The organism is Rheinheimera mangrovi, from assembly GCF_003990335.1.
Lineage (GTDB): Bacteria > Pseudomonadota > Gammaproteobacteria > Enterobacterales > Alteromonadaceae > Pararheinheimera > Pararheinheimera mangrovi.
In genome coordinates this window covers 4,333,142-4,358,516 of record NZ_CP034683.1, presented here as the reverse complement: position 1 = coordinate 4,358,516, position 25,375 = coordinate 4,333,142, and the positions used below count along the sequence as shown (strand labels likewise).

18 protein-coding genes and 1 pseudogene are annotated in these 25,375 nt (G+C 47.2%); 16 read left to right on the top strand and 3 right to left on the bottom strand.

The genetic code is table 11. The annotated features are described in order from the left end of the window. The first annotated feature begins 15 nt into the window (after nt 1-15). From EK374_RS19525 to EK374_RS19510, 5 genes are all read left to right on the top strand, one after another. Complete coding sequence (locus EK374_RS19525; RefSeq protein WP_127026193.1) at nt 16-1,293, top strand: Xaa-Pro dipeptidase; 1,278 nt, start codon at nt 16-18, stop codon at nt 1,291-1,293. Nucleotides 1,294-1,423: 130 nt separating this feature from the next. Next, nucleotides 1,424-1,774, top strand: a complete 351-nt coding sequence (locus EK374_RS19520; protein ID WP_127026192.1) for a hypothetical protein — start codon at nt 1,424-1,426, stop codon at nt 1,772-1,774. Between the two features lie 75 nt (nt 1,775-1,849). Then, nucleotides 1,850-2,008: a hypothetical protein gene (locus EK374_RS20720; protein WP_164731921.1), complete on the top strand. Its 159-nt coding sequence runs from the start codon at nt 1,850-1,852 to the stop codon at nt 2,006-2,008. Nucleotides 2,009-2,178: 170 nt separating this feature from the next. Further along, the gene (locus EK374_RS19515; protein WP_127026191.1) at nt 2,179-3,687 is read left to right on the top strand and encodes a catalase; all 1,509 of its coding nucleotides are present in this window, start codon (nt 2,179-2,181) and stop codon (nt 3,685-3,687) included. A gap of 172 nt (nt 3,688-3,859) precedes the next feature. Then, nucleotides 3,860-4,363 carry an ankyrin repeat domain-containing protein gene (locus EK374_RS19510; RefSeq protein ID WP_127026190.1) on the top strand — a complete coding sequence of 168 codons (504 nt, stop codon included), beginning with the start codon at nt 3,860-3,862 and terminating at the stop codon, nt 4,361-4,363. Here EK374_RS19510 and EK374_RS19505 read toward each other — a convergent pair. From EK374_RS19505 to EK374_RS19495, 3 genes are all read right to left on the bottom strand, one after another. Next, nucleotides 4,360-4,704: a RidA family protein gene (locus EK374_RS19505; RefSeq protein WP_127026189.1), complete on the bottom strand. Its 345-nt coding sequence runs from the start codon at nt 4,702-4,704 to the stop codon at nt 4,360-4,362. The genes EK374_RS19510 and EK374_RS19505 overlap by 4 nt on opposite strands. 15 nt (nt 4,705-4,719) lie before the next feature. Then, the gene (locus tag EK374_RS19500) at nt 4,720-5,511 is read right to left on the bottom strand and encodes a DUF2884 family protein (RefSeq protein ID WP_164731920.1); all 792 of its coding nucleotides are present in this window, start codon (nt 5,509-5,511) and stop codon (nt 4,720-4,722) included. A gap of 68 nt (nt 5,512-5,579) precedes the next feature. Continuing rightward, entirely contained in the window at nt 5,580-8,459 is a 2,880-nt protein-coding gene (locus EK374_RS19495; protein ID WP_127026187.1) for an ATP-binding protein, read from the bottom strand. Nucleotides 8,460-8,654: 195 nt separating this feature from the next. On the opposite strand from EK374_RS19495, the gene EK374_RS19490 reads away from it, so the two are divergent. The 11 genes and pseudogenes from EK374_RS19490 to EK374_RS19440 all read left to right on the top strand — a co-directional run bounded on the left by EK374_RS19490 (nt 8,655) and on the right by EK374_RS19440 (nt 25,368). Further along, nucleotides 8,655-10,460: an assimilatory sulfite reductase (NADPH) flavoprotein subunit gene (locus tag EK374_RS19490; RefSeq protein WP_127026186.1), complete on the top strand. Its 1,806-nt coding sequence runs from the start codon at nt 8,655-8,657 to the stop codon at nt 10,458-10,460. Further along, complete coding sequence (gene cysI / locus EK374_RS19485; RefSeq protein WP_127026185.1) at nt 10,460-12,175, top strand: assimilatory sulfite reductase (NADPH) hemoprotein subunit; 1,716 nt, start codon at nt 10,460-10,462, stop codon at nt 12,173-12,175. The genes EK374_RS19490 and cysI overlap by 1 nt, the downstream gene beginning before the upstream one ends. A 61-nt stretch (nt 12,176-12,236) precedes the next feature. Further along, entirely contained in the window at nt 12,237-12,974 is a 738-nt protein-coding gene (locus EK374_RS19480; RefSeq protein ID WP_127026184.1) for a phosphoadenylyl-sulfate reductase, read from the top strand. 172 nt (nt 12,975-13,146) lie between these two features. Next, on the top strand, nt 13,147-15,438 hold the full coding sequence (locus EK374_RS19475) for a GGDEF domain-containing phosphodiesterase (protein ID WP_127026183.1): 2,292 nt from the start codon (nt 13,147-13,149) through the stop codon (nt 15,436-15,438). Nucleotides 15,439-15,747: 309 nt separating this feature from the next. Continuing rightward, a pseudogene (locus EK374_RS19470) lies at nt 15,748-15,900 on the top strand (DUF4377 domain-containing protein); the annotation flags it as partial. Between the two features lie 113 nt (nt 15,901-16,013). Then, complete coding sequence (locus EK374_RS19465; protein ID WP_127026181.1) at nt 16,014-17,852, top strand: tetratricopeptide repeat-containing diguanylate cyclase; 1,839 nt, start codon at nt 16,014-16,016, stop codon at nt 17,850-17,852. Nucleotides 17,853-18,268: 416 nt separating this feature from the next. Then, nucleotides 18,269-19,483 carry a serine/threonine transporter SstT gene (sstT, locus tag EK374_RS19460; RefSeq protein WP_127026180.1) on the top strand — a complete coding sequence of 405 codons (1,215 nt, stop codon included), beginning with the start codon at nt 18,269-18,271 and terminating at the stop codon, nt 19,481-19,483. Nucleotides 19,484-19,826: 343 nt separating this feature from the next. Then, the gene (gene cysG, locus EK374_RS19455) at nt 19,827-21,245 is read left to right on the top strand and encodes a siroheme synthase CysG (protein ID WP_127026600.1); all 1,419 of its coding nucleotides are present in this window, start codon (nt 19,827-19,829) and stop codon (nt 21,243-21,245) included. A 51-nt stretch (nt 21,246-21,296) separates the two neighbouring features. After that, the gene (cysD, locus tag EK374_RS19450; protein WP_053423049.1) at nt 21,297-22,211 is read left to right on the top strand and encodes a sulfate adenylyltransferase subunit CysD; all 915 of its coding nucleotides are present in this window, start codon (nt 21,297-21,299) and stop codon (nt 22,209-22,211) included. Next, complete coding sequence (gene cysN / locus EK374_RS19445; RefSeq protein ID WP_127026179.1) at nt 22,211-23,629, top strand: sulfate adenylyltransferase subunit CysN; 1,419 nt, start codon at nt 22,211-22,213, stop codon at nt 23,627-23,629. The genes cysD and cysN overlap by 1 nt, the downstream gene beginning before the upstream one ends. 2 nt (nt 23,630-23,631) lie before the next feature. Further along, nucleotides 23,632-25,368 carry an SLC13 family permease gene (locus tag EK374_RS19440; protein ID WP_127026178.1) on the top strand — a complete coding sequence of 579 codons (1,737 nt, stop codon included), beginning with the start codon at nt 23,632-23,634 and terminating at the stop codon, nt 25,366-25,368. The last annotated feature ends 7 nt before the right edge of the window (nt 25,369-25,375 follow it).

Here is a 25,375-nt window from a genome sequence, read left to right as displayed (position 1 = left end):
TAAATAAGGACCATTATGAAGTTAAGTCAGGTATCGGTGCTAGTGGCAGGGCTATTCAGCTCTGTGGTTTTGGCTCAGGTTGAGCAGGTAATTCAGGTCGGGCATCTGCTCGATGTACGCACAGGCAATTACCAGAAAAACAAAGCTATTTTGGTTGAAGCGGGTCGCATCAGCGCTATAGTCGATGCGGACCAAGCGCCAAAAAATGTGCAGGTGATTGATTTATCAACACATTATGTAGTGCCTGGCCTGATCGATATGCACGTACATTTAACTTCAGATCCGCAAAAACATGGGTACCGTGGTTTAGTGGAAACCCCAACCCGTGAAGCGATATTTGGTGTCAGTGCTGCCAAAGCTACTTTAAAAGCCGGTTTTACCACAGTGCGAAACTTGGGTGCTGCTGGTTTTGCCGATGTGTCTCTGCGTGATGCCATTGATGATGGTGAAATTCAGGGACCACGGATGCGGGTGGCGGCCAATACCATTTGTATTACAGGCGGTCACTGTGATAACAACCTGCTGCCGCATATCTACAACTCCAGAAGCGCAGGTGTGGCCAATGGGCCGGATGAAGTTCGGGCAAAAGTGCGTGAAAATATTAAATACGGCGCCGATGTGATTAAGTTTGCAGCTACAGGCGGTGTGTTATCCAAAAATACAGATGTGAATGCCAGTCAGTATAACTTTGAAGAAATGAAAGCCTTAATAGATGAAGCGCACGACAGAGGCCGTATAGTCGCGGCTCATGCCCATGGTTTACAGGGGATTAAGCGTGCTATTGAGGCCGGTGTGGATTCGATTGAACACGGCAGTTTTATCGACGACGATGCTATTAAACTGGCGAAAAAACACGGCACTTATTTAGTGATGGATGTTTACGTTAGTGACTATATCTTAAGTGAAGGTGAAAAAGCTGGCATATTGCCAGAGTCTCTGGCCAAAGAGAAAAAGGTAGGCTTGTTGCAACGACAAAACTTCCAGAAAGCTGTTAAAGCCGGAGTGAAGATGGCCTATGGCACTGATGCAGGTGTATATACTCATGGTCTCAATGGTCGTCAGTTTGCTTATATGGTGCAGTGGGGCATGACGCCTTTACAGGCGATTCAGGCTGCCACAGTTAATGCTGGCACCTTATTAAACTGGAAAAATGAGCAAGGCCAACAAAATGTCGGCGTGTTAGAAGTAGGGGCTTTTGCTGATTTAGTGGCAGTGCCTGTTGATCCCCTTACTCAAATCAAAGCGCTGGAGCAACCTGCACAAGTGCTGAAGTCAGGTCAGCAAGTGTTATAAACCACAGCTACAGTAGCATTAGATTATCTAATGCTACTGTCACACTTTTTCTCGTCTTTCTTACACAGAGTTGTCATGGCTTTGCTGAATAATTGCGCTCAGTGAAATGACTTACTATTGGGGAAGACCTATGAAACTTATTACTGCTGCTGTATTTACTGTTGCTACTTTGTTGGCTAGCCAGGTTCAGGCCGCGTCAAACTACACTTATTCAAACACTGAATACTGTGAGCTGGTTGCACAAAATGGCGCTGACAACTTATCAAAAGCTTATGCGAAAAAGTTAGGTTTTACTCCATCGCGCAGTGCTTGTGTGCAGTTACTCAACCCTATGACGGCGCAATTAACACAAGATGCAGAAGCGCAAATTCGTGCTTACTCTCGTGGTTCAGCCCGCAAGTTACCTGCATCCTTGATTCAGCAATTAAAAGCCATGTCTGAACAACAGCGTCGTGCTGCTTTGGTTGAGATCTACGGTTAATTTGCTAGTGCTTATGCTTGAAATCTGCGTACACTAACCCAAGTGTAAAGGCTGGATAGCAAGGCGGAGCATACAATGAGCGAATTTGACTTTGATTTAGACCATCTGGATTTTGATGGTGCTGAGAAAAAAACGGCGCAGCAACAGCTGGCTGCTGATCAGTTAGCCGCAGAACAGGCTGCGATGCAAGACGATGATTCAGATGATTGCGCTGGTGGCGCCTGTAAAATCTGAAGTAAATCTTGTATCAGCTTTATAGCTAAAACCTAAGGGTCTGAGTTCATCACTCAGACCCTTATTTGTTTTTTAGATTAATGCGATTGTTTTATTTTGTTTTTTAAATTGACCCTGGGCCTCTACTCTGTGTTGGCAGGATAGAGCGAACTCCAAAGAGGGTCATAATAATGTTTAATAAATCAGCCTTAGTTTTAGCTTTAGGTTTGTCTTTAGCGGTTCAAGCAAACACCTTAACCAGAGACAATGGTGCTCCGGTTGGGGACAATCAGAATTCCACTACAGCAGGAGCTAACGGCAGTGTGTTACTGCAGGATGTGCACCTGATCCAGAAATTACAACGTTTTGCCCGTGAGCGTATTCCTGAGCGTGTTGTGCATGCCCGTGGTACCGGTGCTCATGGCGAATTTGTTGCTACTGACGATTTATCCGATTTAACCATAGCTGCGCCTTTTGCCAATCAAGGTAAAAAAACGCCTGTTTTTGTGCGTTTCTCCACTGTTATTCATGGTAATCACAGCCCTGAAACGTTACGCGACCCTCGTGGTTTTGCTGTGAAGTTTTATTCTGACCAAGGCAACTGGGACTTAGTAGGAAACAACCTGCCGGTATTTTTTATCCGTGATGCCATTAAATTCCCGGATATGGTGCATTCGTTAAAACCGTCACCTGTTGACAATATGCAAGACCCAAATCGTATCTTTGACTTTATGTCGCACGAACCGGGTTCTACTCAGATGCTGACTTTTGTTTATTCAGATTTAGGCACGCCAGCCAGCTACCGTGAAATGGATGGTTTTGGTGTGCATGCATACAAATTCATCAATGACCAAGGTCAGGTGCATTACGTCAAGTTCAACTGGAAGAGTCAGCAGGGCGTGAAATCCCTGGATGCTGAGGCTGTGACTAAAACTCAGGGCATGGATTTTAACCACCTGACCCGCGATTTGTATCAGAACATCAATGCCGGCAATAACCCGAAATGGGATCTGTATGTACAGGTGATTACACCTGATCAGCTGGATGATTTCGACTTTAATCCACTGGATGCCACTAAAACCTGGCCTGGTGTGAAAGAGCGTAAAGTCGGCACCATGACGTTAAACCGGATGCCGGATAACTTCTTTGAAGAAACTGAACAAGCGGCTTTTGCACCAGCCAACCTGATCCCAGGTATTGAGCCGTCTGAAGATCGTTTGTTGCAGGGCCGCATATTCTCTTATGCCGATACTCAGCTGTATCGTTTAGGGGTTAATCACAGCCAGCTGCCTATTAACAGAGCCAGAGTGATGGTGGATAACCACAATCAGGACGGTGTGATGAACTTTGGCAACAGTACATCCACTGTCAATTACGAGCCAAGCCGGATTGAACCAAAAACTGTAACGACAGCAGCCCGAGCTGTGGAAACCCAGCTGGATGGCACTGTGCTGCAAAAAGCCATCAGTAAGCAGGACAACTTTAGTCAGGCTGGTGCTTTGTACCGCAGCTTTGATAAGCAACAGCAAGCCAACCTGATCCGCAATTTGTCCGGTGATTTAGGTCAGGTCAAAGATGCAGTCACTAAACACAAAATGCTGGCGCATTTCTACAAAGCCGACAGCGACTATGGCACTCGTTTAACCAAAGCCGTTAATGGCGATTTAAAGCAAGTGCAGCAAATCGCTTTGTCTTTGTAAGTCCTTCTCTGGTGCAGGTCAGAAGCCCCTATTCAGGCCGCTGATGCGATTTTAAAGCCCTGCGAAACTCGTATGCTCTGTCCTGCACCCAGGGTGAGTTTCGCAGGCATTACCCCTTCGTACTTTAATTACTTTGGGGAATTCATAACTCTATATTTGAGGAGTTTGTCTGATGCGATTACTGTTACTGAGTCTGATGCTGTTAAGCACTATGCTGCGCTCTGAAGAGCAAGCCGCTGAGCCACTGGAACAACTCACGTCTTACTTTTTTGCTGCTGCCCGTACTGGTGATCTGGTGGTGCTGAATGAGTTTTTACAGCAGGGCTATCCTGTCGATCAGCGCAACAGTCAAAGTTACACCGCTTTGATGGTGGCGACTTATGCCGGTCAGCAACAGGCTGTAGAATTATTACTGCAACAAGGTGCGGATGCCTGCTTACGTGATAAAAGAGGCCATACCGCTATGATGGGCGCCATAGTCAAAGCCGAGTGGACTATAGGAAAAATTCTGTATGCTATTGATTGCAAAGAAGACAACTTAGTGGATGCCAAAGCGCCTGTGACAGACAAAGAGAAGATGACGGTTGCACAGTTTGCTGAAGTTTTTGGGCAAAGCGAAAAACTGCAGCAACTGGCAAAAGAAGCAGAAACGAAACAGCAGAAGAGCCCGAATTAAAGAGCTGCGGTTACTTTAATCTCTACTTTCCACAACGGATTGGCAAGACGGGCTTCCACAGTGGCGCGAGCCGGCGCCTGACCTTCCGCCACCCATAAGTCCCAAGCTGTATTCATCGCGTTGTAATCCGCCATATCGGCCAGATAAATAGTGGTATCGACAATACGGCTTTTTGTGATGCCGACTTCCGTCAGCAACGCGTCAATTTGCGCCAGTACATTAGCCGTTTGTGCTGTGGCGTCAGCGTCCAGATTGTCCGGCACCATACCAGACAAAAATACCAGACCATTGAATATCACCGCTTCACTGTATCTTTTGCTGGGTTGTATACGTTGGATCATTAGTGTTTCCTTGTATCAGATCACGGGTTTAAAACCTTCACTCTGACCATCGATTAAATCATAAGGGGACATGGCCGGGATTTGTTGCTGAATTTGTTGCTCCAGCTGGTCCAGGCTTTTTAGTTGCTGACAAATTTGCTTGCCACGTTGTTGTAAATTTTTGCTGTTTTTTTGCATATCGGTTTTCAGTTGTGTACCGAAGGTTTGCATTTTAGCGCGGAAGCTTTGCATTTTCTCCGAGGCAGACCCCGGACTTTGCAATACATTTTGCCCTAAAGTCAGCATCATCTGGCCACTGATTTTCGCTACGGCTTGCTGAATGCGTTGTTCTGCTTCTTTGGCTAAGTTTTTATCTGCTGAACGCAACTGACTACCGTAGACATAAATAGTATCACCTTGTCGTTGTACCAACTGATTCAGTTGTTGTTCCAGTTGTTCCACAGGTTGTTGTAGTTCCGGGTTTTCGGCCAGACTCATGCCTGTGGCTGTTTGCACATTTTGATCCAGCACAGTGCGGGCCAACTGCAGACTGTCATCCATTAAAGCCGCAGACGCTATAACCTGAGTGCGGATCCCTTGTTGATAGGCTTTCAGTTGTTGCTGAGTTTCAGCATTACTGCTGCTTTTTTGCTGAGCCAGCCACAGCTGCCCTTTGGTATCAATGCGCCATAGCTCCTGATCACCCCGTTGAATGCTGACAATAGAAGGGCTCACTTTTAAATCATCCTGTAGCGTCAAGGCACACTGAGCGCTGGCATAACTTAAGCCACTTAACAGCATCAATGTACTGGCACAAATGTACTTCATAACAACCTCAATCAAGGTTAAAAAAACCATGCTGCCCGACAGGGTCTGAATCACCCCTGAATCAGCTTTCAGCTGTTTTGGTTATAGCGCTCAAACAACAGTGCAATAACGTGCTGGCTTTGTTTCAGGCAAAGCTGTAGCTGGTTGCATAACCAGGGCTCCAGTGCATTATGCTGTAACAGTTGCTGCTCGGTCAGGCGACAAAGCTGACTTAAACGTATCAAGCCTAACTGCCCCATACTGCCGATCATGCGATGGAATACTTTAGGGTCGGCTTTAGTCTGGCTTAATTCGTGCTGCAAAGTGGCAAGCTGTTGCTCTACACTCTGGCTTAGGGCCTGACGTTGTGTTGCATTTAATGCCTGCAAAGCTTGTTGCAAATAATCGATTTGATACAAAGGGCTTAATGGCGGCAGTTGCGCCAGTTGAGCTATTAACGCTTGTAATTGTTCACGCCGCCAGGGTTTACACAGCACAGCGCTGATCTGTGCAGCAATGTCTTTTTGCTCTGAACCAGTGACTAATACAAAACGACTGTTTTCATCAACCTGTCGCTGCAATTTAAGTAGCTCTATGCTTTGCTGTGCGTCAGCGTCCTCCAGCTGGCCATCTAAAAATACCCAGGCCCAAAGCTGTGGTGGCAATTGTTTCAGCTGTTGCAGACTACTGACTGTTGTCACCACAAAACCCAGTTGGGTTAAAGCCTGCTGCAGACTAACCCGGCATAACTCATCGTCTTCCACCACTAAGGCCTGATTGTGTTCTGTGGTTGCTGGCTGCAGTTGCGGCAGTAAAGAGGATTGCTGGCACTTCAGGCTGAAACTGACTTCTGTGCCAAGTCCCGGTACCGATTGGATCTCCAGAACTGAACCCAGTTGCTGCAACAGCTTTTGGCACACCAGCATGCCAAGACCTGGACCTGCCTGCAAAGAACGTTGCTGATTCAGGCGTTCGCCTCTAAGTAACTGGCTGACTTGTAATGTTGTTAAACCTACACCGGTATCACGCACTTTAAATAACAAGTGCAGCACATTGGCTTGTTGTTCAATCAGTTCTACCCGAACTTCAATTTCGCCCTGTTTCGTGTATTTGACAGCATTGGATATTAGGTTGGTCAGTAGCTGAGTGAGTAAGTTTTCGTCCAGCAATAGCAAGTCCGGCACATTGGACGCCACTGAATAGCTTAATTTCAGGCCTTTGTTGCTGGCCAAAGGTTCAAGTAAGCTATGCAATCTGCCAAGTAACTCAGTCAATACAACCTGTTGGTCTACTGGTTGATAGACTCCATAATCCAGCCGGCTGCTGGTCAGAATGTTATTGATAATATTGTCCAGCGACCAGACAGAGCGGCGCGCCAACTGGACTTTTTGTTGGCTGCTTTGATGTTCCAGCTCTGTGAATAACTGAGCCAGCACCGCATCTATGCCCTGCAGCGGCGTGCGGATTTCATGACCTAAGGTTGCAATGAATTCATTTTTCACTGCGATTTTTTGTTGTGCCATTTCCTGCTGTTTTCGCAACAACAGCCGGTTACGCCGTGACTTGTGGTAAAACAATGACAAGAGTAAAGCTAACGCTAAAAATGCGCCAACAGACAATAACAGCAGCATATTGCGCTGATGTTGGTGGGTCAGCTGATCCAGTTGGCTTTGCTGCGCGGCTTGCTGCAGATTTCGCTCCAGTAAACTTTTGTGTTGTTCACTTGAGATCACCAGCGACTGTTTATGAATTCTGTCATCAAATAATTGTTGTTGCAGCTTTTGCACTTGTTCTGCAGCTGCATAAGCCTGTTGGTAATTCTGATTAAAGTCTGCCACTTTGGCTGTTGCAGACCAATAATCCAGCAAGCTCTGAGGTTCGCTAAAATGCGATGTTTGCAAATTCAGTTGTTGGTATAAGGCCGCAGCCTCAGCTTGCTGCTTAAACTCCAGCAAAGCTGTTAAGTGATGCAAGCTGAACTGGCGGAGATTAGCCAGATGTTCGTTTGCTTGCAGCAACTGGCGGATCTGCTGAAACCTGCTGGTGGCCATAGCGGGGCGGTCAAAATATAAATCCAGCCAGGCCAGGCTTTGTAATGCATCAGCTTGTTCAATCTTGTTATCCACTTGCTGAGCGGACAATAAGGCCAGCTGCAACTGCTGCTCACTTTCCTGATACTTATGCTGAGGCAATAAACTACGCGCCAGACTCAAATGATATTGTGCTGTTAAGGCTTGCTCCTGCCGGTTCAAACGCAGTTCCAGCGCTTTGCGGGCAAAGTCTTCTGCAGCCTGATGTTGCTGATACAGCCGGCTTGCTTCGGCCAGCAGATGTAAAAAATTAGCCTGGCGGTTGCTGTCATCCCCAGTCATCGCAAGATTTAAACCGTCGCTGGCAATTTGAATAGCCTGAGGGTAGGCATACAAGTTTAAATAAATATGAGCCAGGTCATAACGAATGATTTGTAGTGGTATAGCATTATTGGCATCGACAGCAATTTGCATTGCCTCGAGCGCTTTGGGCAAGGCTTTATCGGCCTGACCTAAACGATTCAGGTTGTCGGCTTGTCGCCTCAGTGCATTAAATAACTGCTTAGTATCTTGCTGAATACGGGCTAAACGTTCTGTTTCCAGACTGGTTTGATAAGCTTGTTGATATTTCCCTTGCAACATAAAAGCCGTGGTTTGTTGCAACAGTACTCTGTGATAACTGGCACTTTCTCTGTCTGTGCTGTTATCCAGCCATTGTCTGGCATAGCTCAGGCTGAGCGCGGGATCTTGCGTGACAAAAACTTCAGTTAACCTGACCAGTAGGTTCAGCCGTTGTTCTGGTGTTGTACTTTCGGATAGTTGCTGTTGCAATTGCTGACGTTCAGCTGCAGTAGACACTTCCACCTGAGCTTGGTTTTGCGCCATAGCAGGTAAATGCAACATCAGACCTAACCATAGAAAAAGCAGCTTAACGGCCACTATACAGCTCCTTGAACAAACTCAACCCATGCTAACAACAGCTTCTGGTTAGGGCAAGGCGTCCTCTGGTTTTAAGGTTATAAACCAAAAACTTATTTTAATAACTAAAAGGTATAAAGCAGAGAGAAGGGTTATTTAGGTTTATCCATTTAGACGGCTAAAATGGCTGCAACTTAGCTTATTTGTGGTGTTTTTATGCTATTTGCATCGTTAGCTGCTCAGGCCAGTCCTTTGTCCGCTCAACAAATCAAGGATTTACAATCGCTTGTAAGTCAACTGAACCCTATTCAACAGGCCTGGGTTAGTGGCTATCTGGCGGCAGCAGCGCAATTGGCTGGCGGTCAAACTGCTGCGGTTTCGCCACAGAGTCACGAAAGTGCCGTGTTGACCATACTGTATGGCTCACAAACCGGTAATGCCAAAGCTGTAGCGAACAAAATTAAAGCGGCTGCTGAGCAACAAGGCATAGCTGTGAAGTTGACAGATATTGGCAGCTACAAAACCACTCAATTGGCGAAAGAAAAATACCTGCTGATTGTCACTTCTACTTATGGCGAAGGTGAGCCGCCAGAAAGTGCTGTGGCTTTCCATAAATTCTTATTCAGTAAGAAAGCACCAAAACTGGATGGTCTGAAATATGCCGTGCTGGGTTTAGGTGATACCAGCTATGAATTCTTCTGCAAAACAGCCATCGACTTTGACGAACAACTGGCTGCTTTAGGTGGCAAAAGATTACATGCCCGTGCTGATCTGGATGTGGATTATGCAGCGCAGGCGGCCAGCTGGACAGAAACAGCAGTGCAGGCTTTTGCGCCAGAGTTAAAACAAGCTACAGGTTCCGCCCAGGTTATTGCCTGGCCTGGTGCCACAGCCACAGCTGGTCATGACAGTGCTTATAGCAAAGAAACACCTTATCTGGCTGAGTTATCCGTCAATCAGAAAATCACTGGCCGTGATTCAACCAAAGATGTGCGGCATATCGAAATTTCTTTAGCTGATTCAGGAATAACCTATCAGCCTGGTGATGCGCTGGGGGTGTATTTCCTTAATGACGAGAAAGCTGTAGACGCTATTCTGGCCGCTACGGGTCTGGATGGTGCTACTGAAGTGCAGTTGGCAGGCCAGACGTACAGCTTAAAAACGGCGTTAACTGAACACTTAGAGCTGACTCAGTCCTATCCAAGCTTTGTAGAAAAGTACGCTCAGGCGACCGCCAACAGTGAATTGCTGGAGCTGGTCAAAGATAAAGCTGCTTTGCGTCAGTATCTGGACAATCGCCAGACTTTAGATGTGATTTTGCAAAACCCGGCGCCTTTAACTGCCCAGCAGTTAGTGGATGCGTTGCGTAAACAGCAGCCGCGCTTGTACTCCATTGCATCCTCTCAGGCTGAAGTGGGTGATGAAGTGCATTTAACTTTGGGCGTAGTACGTTATGACGCTTTTGGTGACACCCATTTAGGTGGCGCTTCAGGTTTCCTTGCCGAACGCCTGGAAGAAGGCGCTCAATTAAAAGTATTTGTGGAACACAACGACAACTTCCGTCTGCCGGATCATGAAACCCCAGTCATTATGATAGGGCCAGGCACTGGCATAGCGCCGTTTCGCGCTTTCTTACAAGAGCGGGATCAGGCTGGAGCCACAGGCCAGAACTGGTTGTTTTTTGGTAACCCGCACTTTACGCAAGACTTCCTGTATCAGGTCGAACTGCAGGATTATTTGAAACGCGGTGTGCTGAGCAAACTGGATGTGGCTTTTAGCCGCGATCAGGCTCAGAAGGTTTATGTGCAGGACAAACTGTGGTTAAAAGCCGAAGAAATCTGGACTTGGTTACAACAAGGCGCCTACCTGTATATCTGTGGTGATGGCAACAAAATGGCCAAAGATGTACATCAGGCCTTGCTCGACATAGCCCAACAACAAGCAGGTTTTACTGCGGAACAAGCAGAACAGTATTTTGACGATTTACGTCAAGCCAAACGTTATCAGAAGGATGTTTATTAATGACTCAGCCAATTAACCCGGATTTGCAGGTGCAAGGTCAGCTGTCTGATAACGAACGGCTGAAAAAAGACAGCCATTTATTACGTGGCACTATCACCAAAGATTTAAAAGACGAGATCACCGGTGGTTTTAACGGTGACAACTTTATGTTGATCCGTTTTCACGGCATGTACCAGCAGGACGACCGTGATATCCGCCCTGAACGCGCTCAGCAAAAACTGGAACCTCTACATAATGTGATGCTACGTGCCCGTATGCCGGGCGGTATTATCAAACCAGAACAATGGCTGGCCATCGACGAGTTTGCGGCGGATAACACCATCTATGGCAGTATTCGTTTAACCACCCGTCAGACTTTCCAGTTCCACGGCGTATTAAAGCCAAAGATCAAAGGTATGCACCAGATGCTGAACAGCATAGGTATCGACTCTATCGCTACCGCTGGTGACGTAAATCGTAATGTCTTATGTACCTCCAACCCGGTCGAGTCGGTATTGCATCAACAGGCTTATCAGTGGGCTGCGAAAATTTCTGAGCATTTATTGCCAAAAACCAAAGCCTACGCCGAAATTTGGCTGGATGAGCAGAAGGTAGAGACCACAGAAGTCGAACCTATTCTGGGCGAAGCCTATTTACCGCGGAAGTTTAAAACCACAGTAGTGATCCCTCCGCAAAATGACGTCGACGTGCATGCCAACGACTTAAACTTTGTCGCTATTGCCGAAAACGGCCAGTTGGTCGGCTTTAACGTCTTAGTGGGTGGTGGCTTGGCCATGACACACGGTGATAAAGGCACTTACCCACGTAAAGCCGAAGACTTTGGTTTTATTGGCCTGGAGCATGTGCTTGCTGTGGCTGAACATGTGGTCACTGTACAGCGTGATTATGGCGACAGGGTCAATCGGAAAAATGCCAAAACCAAATACACCATAGACCGAATCGGTGTGGACGTATTTAAAGCCGAAGTGGAAAAACGTGTTGGCGTGAAGTTCCAGCCAAGCCGTGCTTATGAATTCACTGGCCGTGGCGATCGTTTTGGTTGGGTCGAAGGCATAGACGGCAAACATCACCTCACTGTCTTTATCGAAAACGGCCGTATTCTGGATTATCCGGGCAAAACTTTAAAAACAGGTGTCGCTGAAATTGCCCGTATTCACAAAGGCGATTTCCGCATGACAGCCAATCAGAACCTGATTATCGCTGGCGTCGCTGCTGAAGACAAAGCCCGTATTGAAGCTTTAGCCCGTCAACATGGTCTGATCAACGACTCAGTCACAGAGCAGCGTAAAAACTCTATGGCTTGTGTGTCCTTACCTACATGTCCACTGGCGATGGCGGAAGCTGAACGTTATTTACCGACCTTAGTCACTCATGTTGAAGGGTTGCTGACAAAACACGGCGTGCCTGACGATCACATTATATTGCGGGTGGTGGGCTGTCCTAATGGCTGTGGTCGCGCCATGCTGGCCGAAGCTGGTTTAGTGGGTCGTGGTCCAGGTAAATACAACCTGTATTTAGGTGGTAATACTCAAGGCACCCGTATTCCTAAGCTGTATTTAGACAATGTGGCCGAAGCTGAAATTCTGCAGGCACTGGACCAGCTGATTGGTCGCTGGGTGCTCGAACGCAACAGCGGCGAATGTTTTGGTGATTTTGTCGTGCGTGTTGGCGTTGTGGCCGAAGTGAAAGTATCAAAAACCGACTTTCATGCCTGAGTTCAGTATTAGATATGCCCTGATCAGTCATTAAAGGCTATTAGGGTAGGAGAGGCAGATCATGAGTCAGTATAAACAGCTATTACAGCTGGACACAGAACAACAGCAACAACTGCTGGTTGAAGCCAACCAGTTGCTGCTGCCTTTAACGCCTGCACAACGGGTGCAATGGGCGCTTGAGCATTTGCCGGATCAGCAGATTTTAAGTTCCAGCTTTGGCATTCAGTCTGCTGTGATGCTGCATCTGGTGACCACCGAGCGGCCTGATATTCCAGTGCTACTCACCGACACAGGGTATCTGTTTCCTGAAACTTATCAGTTTATTGATGAGCTGAAAGAGCGGTTACAGCTGAATCTGAAAGTGTATCGTGCCCATTTAACTCCAGCCTGGCAGGAGGCGCGTTTTGGTCGCTTATGGGAAACTGAAGCTGGTATTAAGCAATATAACCATATGAACAAAGTAGAGCCTTTGCAGCGTGCTTTAAAAGAGTTGAATGTAGGCACCTGGTTCAGTGGTTTACGTCGCAGCCAGTCCAGCACCCGGGCTGACAAAGATATTATCGAAATCAGCCGGGGCACAGTCAAAGTACAGCCTATTATCGAGTGGTCAAATAAAGACGTGTTTTATTATTTAAAACAGCACGATTTACCTTACCACCCGCTATGGGAGCAGGGTTATGTTTCAGTTGGCGATGTGCATTCCACCCGCAAACTCGAACTGGGCATGACCGAAGAAGACACCCGTTTTAATGGCTTTGGCCGCGAATGTGGCATTCATTTGGATGGCGATGGTATTTAAGCTGGCCTCTGAACTCTCAGCCACTGAACGGCCAAGTAGTACCGATTATCGCCTTTGTCCCTTAAGTGAATAAAAATAACTTGTAGTTAACAAGCCGAACCATTACATTTCGTCGGTTAAACAGCCTGCAACGGGTATGTGACATCAGTGCCGAGCTGGCCTGATACATGGAATGAGGGAGCTGCATGTGGGGTGGTTAGGTCGTTTTTTGCGGCTGAGGGCACAGGATTTAGACATAGCTGAAAGTGCGTTCTGGCAACAAAGTGTGCTGCGCATTATCCTGGTGTCTGGTCTTTGCCTGGTGGCTGCGATAGTGCTGCACAGCTCCTGGCAAGCCTGGCAAGCAGGTGCCTATCATGTGATCGCTATCACAGTAACCTTTTATCTGGCTTTACTTTCTACGTTGTTTATTTCTCGCCGTTATGTCAAAGGCAGTGCGGCTGCGTTACTGGCTATAGTGGTTTTAGCCGGCCTCTGTATTTTGCTGCTGGTTGATAATTTTGAGCTGGGTAAACTCGGCATCATTTTTATTTATACCTTGCCAATGATCAGTCTGATGTTTTTTGGGTTTCGAACTGCTATAGCATTTATGGTTCTGAATTTTATTCCCTTTTTCTACCTGCTCCAGAATGAAGCTCCAGGCAATCTGCTGGGTTTGTCTATTACATTGCCCGGTACCCATGACTATCTGCATGGTTTGTTGTTTCTGTTTTTTAATTTGTGTTTGCCTTTGGCCGCTGCCCGTATTTTCAGTACCTTAAAGCGCAGTGCTGGTCAGCTTTCTGAACTCAATCAGAATTTGGCACAAAGCCATGATTATTATGAAGAATTATTTGAGCACAATGGGTCTGCCACTGTGCTGGTGACCGCCGCCGGTGACATCATTAAATCTAATAGCCTGGCGTGTGAGATGTTAGGTCTGGATGTAGGGCAACAAGCCAATTTATTGTCTTTACTGAGTTTTGTGCAGGAGAGTCAGCTGCAAGGGCACTGGCTGAAAGGCAAAGTGGAATGCAACTTAAAAAGCCGTCCTGAATCCAGTTTGGTGCTGAAACATGTGATGCTGACCCGCTCAGGCCATCATGTGGTGAGCTTGCAGGAAATCAGTGTTTTACGCCAACTGCAACAGCAATTAAAACAAAGCCAGAAAGCTCAGGACAGCTGGCTGCATTATGACGGTTTAACCTGTTTGCCTAATCTAGCTGGATTTACTGAACTGGCTAATTACAAACAAGAGCAGTTAGCGCCGCATGAGTTTGCTCTGGTGGCTATTATTCGGCTGCGCCATGTGAAAACACTGAACCAGCAATATGGCTACGAGTTCGGTAGTCAGTTATTGCAACATTTTGCCAAAGTGGCTAAGGCTGCTTTGCCGTCAGACGCTATATTGGCGAGGGTACGGGGTGTGAAGTTTGCGCTCTGGCTGAAAGGTGATTTAAACGTACTGGACCCGAAACAGCTTGCACAAGCCATAGCGACTCAATTACCTGTAGAGTTAACTGTCGGGCCTTACACAGCGCGTATGAGTTATCAGTTTGGTGTCAGCTTCACCGAACTGCGGGATAATCATAATGCGCAACAACTGATTGAACAATGTGAGCTGGCGCTGGAATTGTCAGATCCGAATCAGGCCGTTGGCTTTTATGATCAGCAGCAAGCTCAGCAACTGGAGCAGGACTATCAGTTGTTGAATGCCTTTCGTGATGCAATACGGCAAAAACAGCTGGAGCTTTGGTTACAACCTAAAGTAGACCCACAAGGTAAAATCCAAAGCTTTGAAGCGCTAAGTCGCTGGTTTGTTGATGGGCAGGCGATAGCCCCTGACTGTTTTGTTTTGATGGCTGAGCGCCATGGCTTAATGACCCTGTTTTCGCGTTTAGTTTTGCAGCAAAGCGTCAGTATTTTGCAAAGCTGGCAGCAGCAAGCTTTGCTATACCCCATAGCTATTAACCTCGGTGGGCCAGAGCTTTTAGACGATAGTTTTTTTGCAGAATTGATGAGCTTAAGTGCGGATCATCCATGGTTAACCCGTTACCTGCAGTTAGAAATCACCGAAACCAATATAGCTGTGCAGCAACCTTTGTTGCATAAACGCTTGAAAGCCTTAAGTCAGTATGGTTTTAGTATCTCCATCGACGATTTTGGTACTGGCCATTCGTCTTTAAGCCAGCTGGTGGATTGTCCGGCCGATACCATCAAAATAGACAGACGTTTTGTTAGCTGTATCCCGCAAGACAGCCGTACAGTGCGTATTTTGCATACCACTATTCAGCTGGCGAAAGCCCTGAACCTGAACATAGTGGCTGAAGGTGTGGAAAACGATATTCAGCGTCGTTTCCTACAGAGTTTGGGCTGTCAGCTGATGCAGGGGTATTTGTTTGGCCGTCCAGCACCTGCTGAGTATTGGCAAAACCAAGTGTTACCTGGCTCAGCCGAACTGGAACTTACTTCTAAAAAAGCATAGGAAATGCTGTTCAGTTTCTGTCCATTTTCCTGCAATAAACTGCAAGAAAAATTAAATCAGGGACAGTACAAATGTGGAATACACTGCTGAGAATTGTCGGATTATTGGTTTTGCACTCATGTACAGAGCCTTCGGCACCTGAACTGCCTATCCGCAGTCAAAGTACTGAGACCCTGAATGAACTTCCCTCTGTCAATGAACCTTTAGCCAATGCCAACCTGACCTTATGGGTGGCCGCAGAAAAACGTGAATGCTGGCAACCGGCCCTTCGTATTGTTTGCAAATCCGCTTTAACAGCAGGAAGAATGGCAATTGTTTTATGGCGAAATACAAGGCTTTAATTATGAACCAAGCCAGGTGTATCAGCTTGAAGTCAGCGAGATATTAGTACCGCAAGCTGCAGCAGATGCTCCAGATCGGCAATGGGTGTTGCGACAGGTCATTGGCACTCACTATCAGTAAGTGGCAACTATAGCTATGTTTTCTGAAGTTTACTCTTTGCAACTGTACAACTCTGCAGCAATTTACGGCATGCTATAGTCAACAGAACAACATTGGCTTGTGAGGTCACCGTCTTGAGATTTTGGTGCGCTTTAGTCTTCATGCTGCTGATGCATTGCTCGGCCCTGGCAACTGAGAATTTAACTTCGCGTTTGCTGGAGCTGGAGGAATTAGCCGCCAATCAGTTTGCTAAAGCCGACAAAGAATTTCAGTTGCTGTTCAAAACGGTGTCTGAACCAGAGCAATTATTGCAGGTGCAACAAAGTTATTGTTGGGTCATGACGGATGTCGATGCTGCGAAGGCTTTAAAGCTGGCGCAGAGCTACAAAAATCCGCAACAGGATTTGCTGTGGCAACTGAGATTTTTGTTGTGTGAAGCTTTTGCTAAAGAGCAACTGGATCAAACCGTTGAAGCCATGCAGGACTACCAGCGGGTTTTATCTTTTCAGGAAACCAGTCAGGACAATGAATTACTGGCCAAAGCTTTGGTGCTTCGGGGTGAGTTGCATGCTCTGAATGCAGCATTTGCTGATGCGCTGACCGATTTGCAAAAAGCCTATCAGCTAGAACTGAATTTAGGCAGTAAAAGCCGACAAAATAATGTAGCCAATGCCTTAGCTAATTTGTATTCAGATGAAGCAGTCGGAGATTACGATCAGGCGATCGCTTTGTATAAAAAGACGCTGGAGTACTGGAAAGAAAGCGGCAATTTGCAGGGGCAGGCTACCGCCCTGTTTAATTTAGGTGGAACTTATGAAAGTGCGGGTCAGTTTGAGCTGGCATTAAGCTATTTAAGTCAGGCGCTTGCCATCGATATGCAACGTGGCGATGCGGATGAAATTGCATACGATAAAAGGTCGATTGCCAGGGTGTTGACCAGAGCAGGACAGGCAGAGAAAGCGCTGCTGTTGTTGAATGAGGCTATGGCCCATTACCAGTCCACCCGGGATTTACAAATGCTGGCGTATTGTCAGCTGAGTCGTGCGACCAGTTACAGGGCGTTAAAACAGTACGCACAAGCCCAACAGGATTTTGAATCAGCAAAAAGTTATTTTGAGCACAAACCGGATCTGAGGTTTGAAGCTCTAATGTACAAAGAATATGCATTGTTGCTGGCAGACATGCAGCTGTGGCAAGACGCCTTTATTATGCAGCAAAAACAGCAGCAAAAAGAAGCTGATATTCGGCAACAATTGCTTGACCAACGTACCTCCCGATTAAGGATCCAATTGCAGACCGAACAAATTCAACGTGACAATGTTGAGTTGGAAATCAAAAATGCATCGCAGCAACAGGCTTTGGTTGATGGAGAACAACTCCGGTTCTGGCAGTATCTGGCTTTATGTTGCGCGGTTTTACTGATGTTAGCGATGTCACTGTTGTTTATACGGCAACGGACATTGTCTGCCCGCTTAAAAGATATGGCATTGACCGATGAGTTGACGCACTTGCCAAACCGACGCCATATGTTGGCTTTGGCTCAGCAAATGTGGCAGCAATGGAAGCTGCATCAGCAGCCTTTTACGGCAGTGGCTGTTGATGTCGATTTCTTCAAACAAATTAATGATGAGTTTGGCCACGTCGCTGGTGACCAGGTATTACAAAAAGTAGCCTATTGTTTAAGGCAAGAACTTAGACCCGTTGATAAGCTTGGCCGGGTGGGAGGTGAAGAGTTTTTAATCCTGTTGCCTGCTACTGATCTGAACACCGCCACAGCCATAGCTCAGAGGGTATGTGATGCTGTGGCAGCATTAGGCTGGCCACATCTTGAGGATGGTTACTCGGTCACCATCAGCCTCGGCCTGGCTCAGTCCGACCGTCAAAAAGACTTTATGCAGCTATGGACTTGTGCTGACGATGCTTTGTATAAAGCCAAACAAAACGGCAGGAACAGAATTGAACTGGCTACTTAAACTTATTTTTTAATCCGCATTGTGCAGGTTTTTTCTGTGTTGCTGTAAGGCTAAAAATCTAGCGTCCTAACATTTACGATGCTCTGGTTCATCCCCCTAAGTTGATGACTTGCTCCACCCAGGGTCGTGCAGCATTGACATAGTGTTTCTGCCCCTACAAAGCTAGCAAGGCCAGAGGGGCGTTGCGCAGAGATGGCGCTTTTTCCGGTAGTTTTATAAAGCCTTTGTCTCACAAAAAATGCTCATCAATAAATATGAAAGTTTAAAAAAATAAAACCCGCAGCTTGGGCACTTGGGTTGACCACCTGACTCTGTCGCCGGACAACTCCGACTTGCCCCTCGATAGGATTCAGGGCAAAATCGGGCACTTATTCCTATAACTGTGGCGCGCACCACAGCAGCAACAGAGAACTCGTATGACATCCACCGCATCCCGTCCATGGCAAAAACTTTTGCAACTCGGTTTAGTGCCGCAAATTATTATTGGTATTTTGTTAGGTGTGCTGGTGGCCGTTGTGTCGCCTGAACTGGCAAAGAACTTATCCTTGTTAGGTACTTTATTTGTCAACGCTTTAAAGGCTATAGCGCCTTTACTGGTGTTTGTATTGGTGGCTTCGGCTATTGCCAATAAACAAGCATCTGAAGGCAGTAGCATTAAACCCGTGCTGGTGCTGTATCTGTTTGGTACCTTTTTAGCTGCTGTGGTCGCTGTGCTGTTAAGTTTTATGTTCCCAACGACGCTAGTACTGACGACTGTACCTGAAGCTATTGCCGCGCCTGAGGGCATTAGTGAAGTGTTAAAAGCCTTGTTATTGAAAGTAGTAGATAACCCAATTAACGCTTTAATTGGTGGCAACTACATTGGTGTTTTAGCCTGGGCCGTTGGTTTAGGCCTGGCTTTACAACATGCCAGCAAAAGTACCAAGCTGGTGTTTTCTGACTTGTCGCATGGTGTGTCCTCTTTAGTGCGTTTTATTATCCGTCTGGCACCTTTTGGTATTTTGGGTTTAGTGGCGGATACCATAGCGACTACAGGTTTTGCTGCTTTGGCCAGTTATGGTCAGCTGATTGCTGTGCTGTTGGGCGCTATGGCGATCATTGCCTTTGTGGTAAACCCGCTGCTGGTTTTTGCTAAAACAGGTGCTAATCCTTATCCGCTGGTCTTTACTTGCCTACGCGAAAGTGGTGTGACGGCCTTTTTTACCCGCAGTTCAGCCGCTAATATTCCGGTCAATTTACAGCTTTGTGAAAAGTTAAAACTCAACGAAGAAATCTACGGTGTGTCTATCCCATTGGGCGCGACCATCAATATGGCTGGTGCTGCTATTACCATTACTGTGCTGACACTGGCAACAGTGCATACGCTGGGGATAGAAGTTGATTTTGCCAGTGCTATTTTACTTAGTTTACTGGCCGCTGTTTCTGCTTGTGGCGCTTCTGGCGTAGCTGGTGGTTCTTTATTGTTGATCCCTCTGGCCTGTAGCTTATTTGGCATTCCAAACGAAGTTGCAATGCAGGTGGTCGCCACTGGTTTTATTATTGGTGTGATTCAGGACAGTGCTGAGACTGCTCTGAATAGTTCGACTGATGTGGTCTTTACTGCGGCAGTCTGTCAAAGCCAGAAAGTCTGACCTTCACACTATTTAATTCATCCAATCAGAGGGGCAGAGTTTAAGCTCGGACCCTCTATTCCTTTTAGTTATAAGAGATCGATATCCATTCTTGATAAAAAGACGTTTAGACGTCTAATATGCAGGCTCAAACGAAAAAGCTTTGATTGAGGTCACCACTCTACAACCTAAGTAATTGGAGTTGCAGTGCGGCGACAAGTTGGTGAGTCCCCATGAACATAGCTAACCTATGTGATTGGGGCGAGATAACGCAGTCAACAAAACTGCAGCTTCAAGTCCGACGGTGATAACCAAATCAGAGCATAGTGGTACTAAACCGCTGTCCAGACAGCAGGAGCCTGAAGTGCAGTATTTGCCTATTTTTGCCCAATTGAATAACAGACCCGTCTTGTTGGTGGGGGCTGGTCATGTGGCATTACGTAAGGCTGGTACTTTGTTAAAAGCTGGCGCCCGTTTAACAGTAGTGGCCACTTACTTTTCAGATGAATTCAAAGAGTGGCAGCAACAAGGCAAAGTCACTTTAATTGAAAGCCGTTTTGCGCCTGAACACATCGACGGTCATGTGCTGGTGATAGCCGCTACTGACGATGATGCAGTCAATCAGTCGGTGTTTGAGGCCGCCGATGCGCGCAATATTCTGGTTAATACTGTGGATGACCAGCCAAATTGTAGTTTTATTTTTCCTGCCATTATCGACCGTAGCCCTATTCTGATCGCCATTTCCAGTGCTGGCACAGCTCCCGTGTTGGCGCGGCGTTTACGGGAAAAACTCGAAGCTATTTTACCTGCGCATTTAGGCCCGCTGGCTCAGTTAGTGGGGTCGTTTCGCGACAAAGTAAAACAAAAGATTTCAGGTTTTGCCGGCCGTCGGCAGTTTTGGGAGCGGGTATTTGACTCCTCCATAGTGCGTGAAGTGCAGGCGAACAGGCTGGATGTCGCTCAGCAGCAATTAGAAGCTTTATTAGAGCGGGAAATCCCGACTCAAGGCGAAGTCTATTTAGTAGGCTCTGGCCCTGGCGATCCGGAGCTTCTGACGTTAAAAGCACTGCAACTGATGCAGCAAGCTGACGTTGTGGTTTACGACTACTTAGTCTCAGAACCTATTATGCAGCTGGTGCGCCGTGACGCTGAATTGATTTGTGTCGGCAAAAAAGCGGGGGCCCATTCGGTTGCTCAGGAAGAAACAAATAACTTGTTGGTTTCTTTAGCTTTATCAGGTAAAAAAGTATGCAGGCTCAAAGGTGGCGACCCTTTTATTTTTGGTCGTGGCGCTGAAGAAATTGAAGTCTTGTTACCTCATGGCATTCCGTTTCAAGTGGTACCCGGCATCACAGCAGCTGCTGGTTGTGCCGCTTATGCCGGCATCGCCTTAACTCACAGGGATTATGCTCAGGCTGTGCAGTTTGTCACTGGCCATTGCCGCAAAGATGGTGTCGAGCCGGACTGGCACAGCTTAAGCCGGCCAAATCAGACGCTGGTGATTTATATGGGCCTGATGAAAGTAGAACATATTCAGCAGCAGTTACTCAGCGCAGGCCGTGCTGCAGATATTCCTGTGGCTGTGATTGAAAATGGCACCAGAGCGGATCAGCGCGTTTTTACCGGACAGCTCAGCGAACTGGCCAGTTTAGTGGCAGAGCATCAGGTGCAGTCACCGGCTTTATTGGTGATAGGTGAAGTGGTGGCTTTGCAGCAGAAATTACACTGGTTTGGTGAACGGCCTGATCAGCAGGCTCAGCAGCCTTTAACCAACAGAATTTAAAAACTTTTTGTTTTAGAACTCTTTTTTACAGACTTAATGGGAGCAGACCCTATGGGCCAGCCAGTCAAACCTCTGACACATTTACAACAACTGGAAGCTGAAAGTATCCAGATTTTCCGCGAAGTAGCGGCCGAATTTGATAATCCGGTGATGTTGTATTCCATAGGTAAAGATTCCTCTGTGCTGCTGCATTTAGCGCGCAAAGCTTTTTATCCGGGCAAAATTCCGTTTCCACTGTTGCATGTCGACACCCGCTGGAAATTCCGTGAGATGATCGAGTTCCGTGACAAAGTGGCGAAACAATACGGCTTTGATTTGCTGGTGCATATCAACCCGGAAGGCGTAGCCATGGATATGAACCCCTTTACCTACGGCAGCTCAAAACACACTGACGTAATGAAAACTCAGGGCTTAAAACAAGCGCTGGATCAATATGGTTTTGATGCCGCTTTTGGTGGCGCGCGTCGTGATGAAGAAAAATCCCGGGCTAAAGAGCGGGTTTATTCATTCCGTGACCAACACCACAGATGGGACCCAAAAAATCAGCGTCCAGAGTTGTGGCACACTTACAACGGTCAGGTGAATAAAGGCGAAAGTATCCGTGTATTCCCGCTGTCGAACTGGACTGAGCTGGATATCTGGCAATACATCTATCAGGAAAAAATCGACATAGTGCCGCTGTATTTTGCTGCGGTGCGTCCTGTAGTGGAACGTAACGGTACCCTGATTATGGTGGATGACGAGCGTATGCCGCTGAATCCTGGTGAAGTGCCGGAACAAAAACTGGTGCGCTTCCGCACTTTAGGCTGTTACCCGCTGACCGGTGCCATTGAATCTTCAGCCGACAGCCTGACAGGTATTATTGAAGAGATGCTGTTGTCGACCTCCAGTGAGCGACAAGGCCGGGTGATTGACCACGATTCCAGTGGTTCTATGGAAAAGAAAAAACGTGAGGGGTATTTCTGATGTCAGTCGCCAATGAATTAGCCCAAGTAGGCATTGAGCAGTACTTAGAGCAGCAACAGCATAAATCGCTGCTGAAGTTTTTAACCTGCGGCTCAGTCGATGACGGTAAAAGCACGCTGATCGGCCGTTTACTGCATGACAGCCAACAGATTTATGAAGATCAACTGGCTGCTTTGCACAAAGACAGCAAAACCCACGGCACCACAGGTGAAACCATAGATTTGGCTTTGCTGGTCGATGGTTTACAGGCTGAGCGCGAGCAAGGCATTACCATAGATGTGGCTTACCGCTATTTCTCCACCGATAAACGTAAGTTTATTATTGCCGACACCCCAGGCCATGAACAGTACACCCGCAATATGGCGACAGGGGCTTCAAACTGTGACCTGGCTATTATTCTGGTCGACGCCCGTTATGGTGTGCAAACCCAAACCCGTCGTCACAGCTTTATCTGTTCATTGCTCGGCATTAAGCAGTTTGTGGTGGCCATCAATAAAATGGATTTATTAGGCTTTGATCAGCAGCGTTTTGAGCAAATTAAACAGGATTACCTGCAATTTGCCGCCCAGCTGAATGTGCCTTCTATTCAGTTTGTACCGCTGTCAGCCCTGAATGGCGACAACGTGGTGCACAGCTCCAGCCAAACGCCATGGTACAACGATGGTCCTTTACTGAGTTTATTAGAAAAGGCGCCTGTCACAGGTTTTAACTGGCAGGCTGAAGCCCGTTTACCGGTGCAGTATGTCAGCCGCCCTAACCTGGATTTCCGAGGTTTTGCCGGTACCATCGCCAGTGGCAGTTTTAAAGTAGGTGATGCCATTGTGGCTTTACCTTCAGGCAAAGGTTCCACTATTAAATCGATCGTCACTTTTGATGGCGAATGGCAAGAAGCTATTGCAGGTCAGGCTGTTACGCTGACGCTGAAAGACGAAATAGATATCAGCCGTGGTGATGTGATAGTGCCGGCTGTGCATCATGCAGCGGTATCCAACCGTATTCTGGCTAAAGTGGTCTGGATGCATGAAGAGCCACTGTTGATAGGCAAAAGCTACAACATCAAACTGGCCACAAAAAAGGTCAGCGGCAAGGTCACAGCTATAGCTCACAGCATAGATGTAAATACCCTGGCTGAACATCAGGCCGACAAGCTCGAGCTCAACACTATAGCGCTGGTCGAGCTGGAGCTGACCGAAGCAGTGGTGTTTGACCCTTATGCACAAAACCGCGATACAGGTGGCTTTATCTTTATTGACCGCATCAGCAACATCACTGTGGGTGCTGGTATGGTCGATAGTGCTTTGGCCAGCGTCAGCAGCAAGGCAGAATTCAGCGAATTTGAGCTGGAACTGAATGCTTTAGTACGTAAACATTTCCCACACTGGCAGGCACTGGATTTAAGCCAGCTGACAAAAGGCTAAGCATGAGTTTGGAGCAGTACGGCGTATTCGCTATTTTGGCAGGCTTGATTGCCCTGTTGACGCTGACCAGGCTGTCGGCGGCCTGGGTCTTCGGCGCTGTGGCCGTACTGACTTATCTGACGGACCTTTTAAACGTCCAGCAGTTTGCCGCCAGCTTTACCGACTCCTCGTTATTAACACTGGTGTTGTTATTGCTGGTGTCCATCGCTTTGGAGAAAACCCGGCTGATCAGCTGGGTCGGGCAACAGTTGAATAATGGCGGCTTGCGTACTGTGCTCACCCGGCTTTGGGTGTCCACTGCGTTATTGTCATCTTTTACGGCCAATACCGCAGTGGTTGCCAGTTTAATAGGGGCTATTAAACGCAGTCAGAAGTTTGCGCCCAGCAAGCTGATGTTGCCTATGGCTTTTGCCGCTACTTTTGGTGGCACTCTGACGTTGATCGGCACCTCCACCAACTTAGTGGTCAACAGCTTTTTAGATAAAGCAGGTTTGCCTGTGCTGGAGTTTTTTACCACTACAGCTGTAGGGGCTGGTGTGGTGTTGTCCGGTATGCTGATGATGTGGCTGATCGCGAATCGTCTGCCTGTCACTGAAAAAACTGTGGATGAAGCCGACTTACCTTATTTCCTGGAAGCCCGCATCAGTGCGGACTCAGTGTTGATCGGTAAAACCATTGGTGAAGCAGGGTTGCGGCATTTACGTAAGCTGTTTTTAGCCGAAATAGTAAGGGGCGAGCAAAATATTGCGCCTGTGTGCCCTGAAGACCGCTTGCAACAAGGTGATGTTTTGCTGTTCGCCGGTGATATGGAATCTGTGGCTTTATTGCAGGAAATTCAGGGACTGACCTTATACGGCCATCACAGTATGAATGGGCAGGCCTTGGCTGAAGCTATTATCAGCCACTCATCGAGCCTGAATGGAGTATCGCTGAAAGACGCCAAATTCCGTGAAGAATTTGACGCTGTGGTGGTTGCCGTCAAGCGCGGGCAAGAACGTTTGCAAGGCGGCTTAGGTTCTATAGTGCTGCAAACCGGTGATACTTTATTACTGGTGCCGGGCAAAACCTTTCATCAGAACAGCAAACTCACTAAAGAGTTTTTGCTGGTGAACGGTGTGGACTCGGCCACCCGTTTATCCTTGCGTCGCAGCTGGGGCGTATTATCTGCTTTTGTCGCTGTGATTGCTTTGTCGATGACAGGCGAGCTGCCTTTATTAAAGGGGCTGGTGTTATTGCTGATTGGCTTAATGGCCACAGGCATTATCAGCTTACAGGAAATCAGACGGCGTTTCCCGCTGGATATAGTGCTGATTGTAGGTGGTGCTTTGGTGCTGTCGCAGGCGATGGAAAACACTGGTGTATCTGAACTATTAGGGCAAGGCTTGTTGCAGTTGTTTAGTGGCTATCACTTATTCTGGGCTTTAGCTGCTTTGTATTTTTTCACACTGATTTTAACTGAGCTGATGTCCAATAACGCTGCTGCAGCCCTGGCTTGTCCTTTGGCTATCAGTCTGGCCAAAGCTTTTGGCATAGACCCTATGCCTTTGATTATGGCGGTGTTATTTGGTGCCAGTGCCAGCTTTATCTCGCCCTGGGGTTATCAAACCAACTTATTGGTTTATACGGTTGGTAACTACAAACTCAGCCAGTATGTCAAAGTAGGCTTACCTATGGCGTTGGCCTATTCGATAGCGGTACTGGCGTTAATACCCTTGTTTTTCCCTTTTCAGTCGCTGTAAGGAATTT

Coding starts and splice junctions, on each gene's coding strand:
- EK374_RS19505 (WP_127026189.1), bottom strand. CDS start 4,704: ATGATCCAACGTATACAACCCAGCAAAAGATACAGTGAAGCGGTGATA.
- EK374_RS19520 (WP_127026192.1), top strand. CDS start 1,424: ATGAAACTTATTACTGCTGCTGTATTTACTGTTGCTACTTTGTTGGCT.
- EK374_RS19475 (WP_127026183.1), top strand. CDS start 13,147: ATGAGGGAGCTGCATGTGGGGTGGTTAGGTCGTTTTTTGCGGCTGAGG.
- EK374_RS19525 (WP_127026193.1), top strand. CDS start 16: ATGAAGTTAAGTCAGGTATCGGTGCTAGTGGCAGGGCTATTCAGCTCT.
- EK374_RS19490 (WP_127026186.1), top strand. CDS start 8,655: ATGCTATTTGCATCGTTAGCTGCTCAGGCCAGTCCTTTGTCCGCTCAA.
- cysN (WP_127026179.1), top strand. CDS start 22,211: ATGTCAGTCGCCAATGAATTAGCCCAAGTAGGCATTGAGCAGTACTTA.
- EK374_RS20720 (WP_164731921.1), top strand. CDS start 1,850: ATGAGCGAATTTGACTTTGATTTAGACCATCTGGATTTTGATGGTGCT.
- cysD (WP_053423049.1), top strand. CDS start 21,297: ATGGGCCAGCCAGTCAAACCTCTGACACATTTACAACAACTGGAAGCT.
- EK374_RS19510 (WP_127026190.1), top strand. CDS start 3,860: ATGCGATTACTGTTACTGAGTCTGATGCTGTTAAGCACTATGCTGCGC.
- EK374_RS19500 (WP_164731920.1), bottom strand. CDS start 5,511: ATGAAGTACATTTGTGCCAGTACATTGATGCTGTTAAGTGGCTTAAGT.
- EK374_RS19440 (WP_127026178.1), top strand. CDS start 23,632: ATGAGTTTGGAGCAGTACGGCGTATTCGCTATTTTGGCAGGCTTGATT.
- EK374_RS19515 (WP_127026191.1), top strand. CDS start 2,179: ATGTTTAATAAATCAGCCTTAGTTTTAGCTTTAGGTTTGTCTTTAGCG.
- EK374_RS19480 (WP_127026184.1), top strand. CDS start 12,237: ATGAGTCAGTATAAACAGCTATTACAGCTGGACACAGAACAACAGCAA.
- cysI (WP_127026185.1), top strand. CDS start 10,460: ATGACTCAGCCAATTAACCCGGATTTGCAGGTGCAAGGTCAGCTGTCT.
- sstT (WP_127026180.1), top strand. CDS start 18,269: ATGACATCCACCGCATCCCGTCCATGGCAAAAACTTTTGCAACTCGGT.